General features: G+C 69.0%; 7 protein-coding genes. 1 reads left to right on the forward strand and 6 read right to left on the reverse strand.

Translation table 11 applies throughout. The features are described 5' to 3' along the window. Positions 1-56 precede the first annotated feature (56 nt). The 6 genes from ACTIDRAF_RS0215860 to ACTIDRAF_RS0215885 all read right to left on the reverse strand — a co-directional run bounded on the left by ACTIDRAF_RS0215860 (position 57) and on the right by ACTIDRAF_RS0215885 (position 6,071). Positions 57-770: an ABC transporter ATP-binding protein gene (locus ACTIDRAF_RS0215860; protein ID WP_026066161.1), complete on the reverse strand. Its 714-nt coding sequence runs from the start codon at positions 768-770 to the stop codon at positions 57-59. Then, positions 757-1,713, reverse strand: coding sequence for an ABC transporter ATP-binding protein (locus ACTIDRAF_RS0215865; RefSeq protein WP_016699710.1), 957 nt, complete (start codon positions 1,711-1,713; stop codon positions 757-759). Before ACTIDRAF_RS0215865 ends, ACTIDRAF_RS0215860 begins: the two co-directional genes overlap by 14 nt. Beyond that, positions 1,710-2,861, reverse strand: coding sequence for a branched-chain amino acid ABC transporter permease (locus tag ACTIDRAF_RS0215870; RefSeq protein WP_016699711.1), 1,152 nt, complete (start codon positions 2,859-2,861; stop codon positions 1,710-1,712). The genes ACTIDRAF_RS0215865 and ACTIDRAF_RS0215870 overlap by 4 nt, the downstream gene beginning before the upstream one ends. Next, the gene (locus ACTIDRAF_RS0215875; RefSeq protein WP_016699712.1) at positions 2,858-3,868 is read right to left on the reverse strand and encodes a branched-chain amino acid ABC transporter permease; all 1,011 of its coding nucleotides are present in this window, start codon (positions 3,866-3,868) and stop codon (positions 2,858-2,860) included. The genes ACTIDRAF_RS0215870 and ACTIDRAF_RS0215875 overlap by 4 nt, the downstream gene beginning before the upstream one ends. A gap of 108 nt (positions 3,869-3,976) precedes the next feature. Then, complete coding sequence (locus ACTIDRAF_RS0215880; protein ID WP_016699713.1) at positions 3,977-5,194, reverse strand: branched-chain amino acid ABC transporter substrate-binding protein; 1,218 nt, start codon at positions 5,192-5,194, stop codon at positions 3,977-3,979. A gap of 262 nt (positions 5,195-5,456) precedes the next feature. After that, entirely contained in the window at positions 5,457-6,071 is a 615-nt protein-coding gene (locus tag ACTIDRAF_RS0215885) for an ANTAR domain-containing response regulator (RefSeq protein ID WP_016699714.1), read from the reverse strand. 435 nt (positions 6,072-6,506) lie between these two features. Between ACTIDRAF_RS0215885 and ACTIDRAF_RS29200 the strand changes: the two genes are divergently transcribed. After that, positions 6,507-7,334: AMP-binding protein (locus ACTIDRAF_RS29200; protein WP_039787600.1), on the forward strand; the 828-nt coding region annotated here is incomplete at its 3' end.

Below are 7,334 nucleotides of genomic sequence, written 5' to 3' on the forward strand. Positions count from 1 at the left end.
GATTCACCCGGAGGTGTGGGGCGGGCCGCCGGTCGCGCCCCGCCCCACTCCGTCGTTCAGCCGACGCCCAGGTAGGCGTCCTTGATGCTCGGGTCGGCGAGGAGTTCGGCCCCGGTTCCCGTCCTGGTGATCTCACCGGCGTCGAGGATGTACGCGCGGTGCGCCCGGCTGAGCGCCTGCTGCGCGTTCTGTTCCACGAGCAGGACGGTGGTCCCCTGCTGGTTGATCTCGGTGATGATGCGGAAGATCTGCTGGATGAACTGCGGGGCGAGCCCCATCGACGGTTCGTCGAGCAACAGCAGCCGGGGTCGGGCCATCAGGGCGCGGCCGAGCGCCAACATCTGCTGCTCGCCCCCGGACATGGTGCCGCCGACCTGCGTTCGCCGTTCCTTGAGCCGGGGGAACAGGCTGAACACCCGCTCGTAGTCCTCGGCGATGGCCGCGCGGTCCTTGCGGGTGTAGCAGCCCATGTCCAGGTTCTCCTGCACCGTCATGCCGGGGAAGATCGCCCGGCCCTCCGGTGACTGGCAGATCCCCCGGACCACCCGCAGGTCGGCGCGGAGGCGGGTGATGTCGTCGCCCTCGAAGGTGATGCGGCCGGAGCTGACCGGGAGCAGACCGGAGACGGTCCGCATGGTGGTGGTCTTGCCGGCCCCGTTGGCCCCGATGAGGGTGACCACCTCTCCCTCCTCCACGGTGAGGGAGAGACCGCTCAACGCGCGGATCCGGCCGTAGTGCACGGAGACGTCGGAGATCTCAAGCAACGTCATCGTCAGGAACCCCCAGGTAGGCGGCGATGACCGCGGGGTCCTCCCGGACCTCGGCGGGGCGACCGTCGGCGATCTTCTTGCCGAACTCGAGTACGACCAGGCGGTCGGTGACCCCCATGACCAGTTTCATGTCGTGGTCGATGAGCAGCACGGTGTACCCGTCGTCCCGGATCCGGCGGATGAGCCCCATGAGCTCCTCCTTCTCCGCCGGGTTGAACCCGGCGGCCGGTTCGTCGAGGCACAGGAGCTTCGGTTCGGTGGCCAGTGCCCTGGCGATCTCCAGGCGCCGCTGGTAGCCGTAGGGCAGGTTCTTCGCCTTGTCGGCGGCCCGGTCGGCGATGCCGACGAACTCCAGCAGCGCCATCGCCCGCTCGACGCCCTCGCGTTCCTCGCGGTGGTGCCGGGGCAACCGGAGCAGCGCGCCGAGCACCCCGGTGCGGTGGCGGGCGTCGGTGCCGACGACGACGTTCTCCAGGGCGGTCATCTCGTCGAAGAGCCTGATGTTCTGGAAGGTCCTGGCGATGCCGCGCCGGGTGATCTGCGATTTCTTCAGCTTCCCGAGGGGTCTGCCCTCGAGCAGCACCGCCCCCGAGGAGGGGCGGTAGACGCCGGTCATCGCGTTGAAGCAGGTGGTCTTACCCGCCCCGTTCGGTCCGATGAGGCCGAGGATCTCGCCGCGTCGAATGGAGAAGGACACCGAGTCGAGGGCGACGAGCCCGCCGAAGCTGAGGGTGACGTCCCTCATCTCGAGCAGTGTCTCGCCGACCTCGACCTCGATGTCCCGGTCCGGCGCGACGACGTCCGCCACTTCCGCCTCGTGCTCGGCCCGTTCCTCCGCGCTCATCCGCGCGACCTCGCCCACGAGACCGCCGGGCTGGTCGGTCTCGTCGCGGTCGTGGTGGTGGTGACGCGTCTCGGGCGTGGAACCGCTGGTGGTCGTCATACTCCCGTCCTCTTGCCCGCGTCCTTCATGGGGCTTTCCGTCGACACCGGCTCCGGTTTGCCCACCAGGCGTTTGTACGCCTGTCTGCCTCGTGCCAACAGCCGCTGGCGGGCACCGAGCAGCCCCTGGGGGCGGAAGATCATCAGGACGATCAGCGCGAGCCCGAAGATCAGGTAGCGGTACTCGGACACCACCTGGAACCGCTCCGGGGTGTAGGCGATGACGATGGCGCCCAGGATCACCCCGACCTTGTTGCCCGACCCGCCGAGGATGACCGCGGCCAGGAACAGCACCGAGGTGACGACGTCGAACCTGGCGTTGTTGACGAAGCCGAGCTGTCCCGCGTACAGGACGCCGGACAGGCCGCCGATGGCGGCGCCGATGACGAAGGCCCACACCTTGAACCGGAAGGTGGGCACGCCCATGATCTCGGCCGCGTCCTCGTCCTCCCGGATGGCCACCCACGCGCGGCCCACCCGGCTGCGTTCGAGGTTGCCGACGAGGATGAGCACGGCGATGATGGCGGTGACGGTCAACCAGTACCAGGGGATCCCGTCGCCCTGGGTGAAGATGCGGGTCCCGTCGGACCACTCCCCCGGTGGCCGTTCCAGGTTCCGGAAGCCCACGTTCCCGCGCAGCGCGGGAATGTTGTCGGCGAGCAGCCGGACGATCTCCCCGAAGCCGAGTGTGACGATGGCCAGGTAGTCACCCCGGAGCCGCAGCGTCGGTGTTCCGATGATCACACCGGAGACCATCGTCACCGCGATGCCCACCACCACCACGAGCAACCACGGGTACTCGGCGTAGAGGGCGGAGTCCCGGCTGGTCATCAGCGCGGCGACGTAGGCGCCGATGGCGAAGAAGCCGACGTAGCCCAGGTCCAGCAGGCCGGCCTGCCCGACCACGACGTTCAGCCCGATCGCGATCAGGACGATGCGGGCGGTGTTGAACAGGGCGAGTTCGAAGTCGGTGCCCGGTTCGGTGGTGATGGGGAAGAAGTTGAGGAAGGGCATCAGGTAGACGAGCACCACCACAGGAATGATGATCGCCCACTGGTGGAAGCGGCTCAGCCCGTTCCACCAGTCACGGATCCGTTGGCCGAACGGCACCTTCGTCGCGGTCCCGCTGCGGAAGTGGTGCGCGTTCATACCCTGGCCTTTCCTAGCGACTCACCGAGGATTCCGGTGGGGCGGAACATCAGGATCACGATCAGCACGACGAAGGCCACCACGTCGCGCCACTGACCGCCCAACAGCGACTGGCCGTAGTTCTCGAAGACCCCGAGCAGGAAGCCACCGAGCAGCGCGCCGCGCAGGTTGCCGATGCCGCCGAGCACGGCAGCGGTGAAGGCCTTGATCCCCAGGAGGAAACCGCCGTTGTACACCACTCCCTGCGGGATCTGCATGATGTAGAAGAGGGCGGCGGCCCCGGCGAGCAACCCACCGATGACGAAGGTGAGCATGATGACGCGTTCCTTGTTGACGCCCATCAGCGTTGCCGTGTCCGGGTCCTGGGCGACGGCCCGGATCCCCCGTCCCAGCCGGGTCCGGTTGATGAAGGAGTCGGCGACCAGCAGGAGCACCAGCGCGGCGAGGAACACCGTGAGCTGGATGTTCGTCACGGACACCCCGAACACCTCGAACAGGGGCTGCGGGGCGACCAGCTGGATCGCGAGCTCGGGGTTGGGGTTGCGCCACAGCATGATGGCCTGCTGGATGGCGAAGGACGCGCCGACGGCGGTGATGAGGAACACCAGCCGGGGCGCCTTCTTCCTGCGCAGCGGGCGGTACGCCACCCGTTCCAGGGTGAGCGCGACGAGACCCGAGCAGATCATCGCGACGGCCAGCGCCAGGACGAGGTTCACGATCGTCTCGATCAGGGGAGCCTGGGCGATGCCACCGGACTCGTAACCGAGGAACTGGAAGGTGAAGTAGGCGCCGAACGCGCCCACGATGAAGACCTCGGAGTGCGCGAAGTTGATGAGTTTGAGGACTCCGTACACGAGGGTGTAGCCGACCGCGACCAGGGAGTAGATGCTGCCGTAGGCGAGGCCGTTCACGGTGTTGTACCAGAACTGGTCGACCAGGCGACCAATGTCGAAGCTGATCCAGTCCACGCCGCCCTGAGCGAGGACCGTCGGGAGGTTGCCGATCACTCAGATACTCGTTTCTCGCGAGATCGCCGGTTCACCGTCAGCCGGTCGGGCGGGCGGGGAACGGCCGAGGACGCGGTGCGCGCCTCGGCCGTCCCCACCGGCGCCGGCTCAGCCGATCTCGCGGTCCCGGACGATCTCGCCGTCCTCGACCCGGTAGACCCACACCGGGGTGTCGGTCAGCTCGCCGTCCTCGTCCCACTTGAAGTGCTTGGTGAGACCGGGGGCGTCGTAGTCGCGCACGAACTCGAGGACCTCCTCGCGGGTGGACAGCCCCTCGTCCAGCGCGCGCAGCAGGATGGTGGTGGCGTCGTAGCCCTCGGCGGAGTAGGTGGACGGCTCGGTGCCGGCCAGCTCGGTGAAGGCGTCGAAGAAGTCGCCGAAGCCGTCGGCCGGCACGCACGGGCAGGTCAGGTAGACGCCCTCGGCGGCGCCCACCGCGTTCTGCACGAACTGGTCGTCGCGCACGCCGTCGGGAGCCACCAGGGTGGTCTGGAGGCCCCGGGCGAACAGCTGCTGCGCGAAGGGCGCGGCCTCGGTGTAGTAGCCGGCGTAGAAGACGGCGTCCGGGGCGGCTGCCTCGATGGTGCCGACGACCGCGGAGAACTCCCGCTGGTTGGTCTTCACCTCCTCGGTGCACACGACCGCGTCGCCGAGTGCTTCCCGCACCTCGCGAGCCAGGCCGATGCCGTAGGAGGAGTCGTCGTTGACGACGCAGACGCTCTCGGCGCCCAGGTCGTCCCCGATGAAGGTGGCGGCGGCCGGTCCCTGCTGCGCGTCGTTGCCCAGCCCGCGGAAGAAGGTGTCCCAGCCGTTCTGGGACAGTGCCGGGTCGGTGGCGGACGGGCTGATGGTGACCAGGCCGGCCTCGTGGAACGACTGCCCGGCCGCGTCGGACTCACCGGAGAAGGGCAGCCCGACCACGCCCAGGATGGAGTCGTCGTTGATGGCCTGGGTGACGACACCGGTCGCCCTGTCGGGGCTGCCCTCGGTGTCGAACTCCTTGAGCGTGACCTGGCAGCCCGCGTTGGCCTCGTTGTGCTCCTCCACGGCGAGGCGAACCCCGTTGAGGATCGCGACACCGAGGGCCGCGTTCTGCCCGGCGATGGTGCCGATGTAGGCGATGCTGAGGCCGTCCTCGCACTCGCCGGTGCCGTCCCCCGCCGGCAGGACGGCGTCGGTGGGTGCGTCGGGGGCGGCGGCGGCGCTGTCGTTGGTGGCCGCGCCACCCTCCGCCGGTTCCTCGTTCCCGCCCTGCGCGCACCCGGCGAGCGTCAGCGACGCCGTCGCCGCGACTGCCAGGATCCGTAAGCGACCGTTCTTCGACACCCGTGCCTCCACGTGAACCCACCCACGAGCAGCAGTCGTGAGCGTCGTTCCGCTCCTCGGAACGATGAGTTAGGCACGGACCGTAGTCCGATCGTGGCACCTTGCCCATACTGGACATGTGGCCGTAGCCACATCGTGACGCATGCCGCTCTTCCGGGCTCCGAAAAGGGGACCCTTTCCCTAGGAGTGGGATCGTGCACCGCCACCCGGGTGGACGGGTGAGCGACAGGTGTCACGGGATGACACCGGGATGACGCCCGGATCAGCTGAGGGTCTCCAGCACCGCCTCCGCCACCGCCTTCATGGTGGTCCGCCGGTCCATCGCGGTGCGCTGGATCCACCGGAACGCCTCGGGCTCGCTCAGCGACTGGTTCTTCATCAGCAGCCCCTTGGCCCGCTCCACCACCTTGCGCGCCTCCAACCGCTCCTGGAGATCGGCGACCTCGCCCTCCAGCGCCCGGACCTCGGCGAACCGGGACATGGCGAGCTCGATCGCCGGGATGAGGTCGCGCTTCGCGAAGGGCTTGACGAGGTAGGCCATCGCTCCCGCGTCCCGAGCGCGCTCCACGAGGTCGCGTTGGCTGAAGGCCGTGAGGATCACCACCGGCGCGACCCGGTCACCGACGATCAGGGACGCCGCTTCGATGCCATCCATCCGGGGCATCTTGACGTCGAGGATGACCAGGTCGGGCTGGAGCTTGTTGGCCAGCTCGACGGCCTCCTGCCCGTCGACGGCCTCGCCGACGACGTCGTAGTTCTCCTCACGAAGCATCTCGACGAGGTCAAGACGGATGAGGGCTTCGTCCTCGGCCACGACCACGCGGCGGGCGCTGGTGTTCGGGGCCTCGGTCCGGGCCTCGGCAGCCGGCTCGGTCACCGGGCTCCTCCTGGTTGGTGTCGGCTACTGCGGCAGGTGGGCCGGCAGCGAGTGGCCCACCGTGACTGAATGTCGAATCCTACCCGGTGGGGGCCCTCAACCCGGTAGCGCCCGCGTGGTGAGAGGCCTCACTGTCGGGCGAAGCGCACCCCCCGGGCGTGGCTGCGGTCAACCGTTCAGGAAATCGGGCTCCCCCGCGCGAGAATACCGCGCACGGACAGCCTGTTCCGTGACCCCCGGTCGTGTCTTCCCCTCTTTCGAGGGCACCGGAAGATGGCATTGCGTATTCCACTTCCTCCCCTGGCGATTATTTGTTGGTTCCATCGGGGCCTCATCACCGGGATATCGAGTATCACTCGTTGCGCCACCGTTCTCCTTTCGGAATCGTCATATCCGCGCAACCCGATCCCCGCGAAGCCAACGTCGGAGGAAGTCGTGGACTACGTGCGACGGGTATTATCCGGAATTGCCCCCCAGGACGACGTCCTCGTTTCCGGGGGCCGGTCGGTGAACGGGGCCGAGACCCACCGCCTGGTCGCCGGCATGGCCGCGGTCCTCAGGCGGTCCGGGGTGGGCCCCGGGGTTCGCGTCGCCTGCCTGCACGGGAATACGCCGGAGGCCGTCCTCCTCCGCCTCGCCGTGCAGTGGGCAGGGGGCTGCTACGTCGGACTGCGTCCGATGTTCTCCCCCGGTGTGCACGCGGCGTGCCTCGAACACGCGGCCCCGGCCGTGCTCGTGCACGACCAGCCGGGTGAGCAACGTGCCGCCGAGCTGCTCCGCCGCACCTCCGTGCCCCGCGTCCTCTCCCTGGGTCCCTCCGCCCACGGCGACGACCTGGTCGCGCTCGCCGACGCCGCCGTGGCCGAGGCCCCCGGGCTCCCCGCCGCACCCGACCGGCCGGCGTCGCTGGCCTACACCAGCGGTACCACCGGCAGCCCCAAGGGCGTGGTCCACAGCACCACTGCCATGTCCGCGTGCCTCGACGCCGCCCGCGCCATGTACGGACCGCCACCCTGGCGCTTCCTGGTGGCCATCCCGCTGTCGGACCTGGGCGGCGAGCTCGCCCAGTGGGTCCTCGCCTCCGGCGGCGTGGTGGTGCTGCGGGAGGACCTGGATCCGCTGGCGACGCTCACCCTCCTCGAACGGGAACGCATCACCCACCTGTTCACGGCGCCCAGCTCGCTGTACCAGCTCGCGGAGCACCCCGACCTCGACCGCTTCGACCTCTCGGCCCTGCGCCTCGCCGTCTACGGCGGGGCGCCC

It is taken from the genome of Actinoalloteichus spitiensis RMV-1378, assembly GCF_000239155.1.
GTDB classification, from domain to species: Bacteria; Actinomycetota; Actinomycetes; order Mycobacteriales; family Pseudonocardiaceae; genus Actinoalloteichus_B; species Actinoalloteichus_B spitiensis.

Excerpts from the sequence above, each read along its gene's own strand:
- ACTIDRAF_RS0215870 (WP_016699711.1), bottom strand. The coding sequence starts at position 2,861 with ATGAACGCGCACCACTTCCGCAGCGGGACCGCGACGAAGGTGCCGTTC.
- ACTIDRAF_RS0215860 (WP_026066161.1), bottom strand. The coding sequence starts at position 770 with ATGACGTTGCTTGAGATCTCCGACGTCTCCGTGCACTACGGCCGGATC.
- ACTIDRAF_RS0215865 (WP_016699710.1), bottom strand. The coding sequence starts at position 1,713 with ATGACGACCACCAGCGGTTCCACGCCCGAGACGCGTCACCACCACCAC.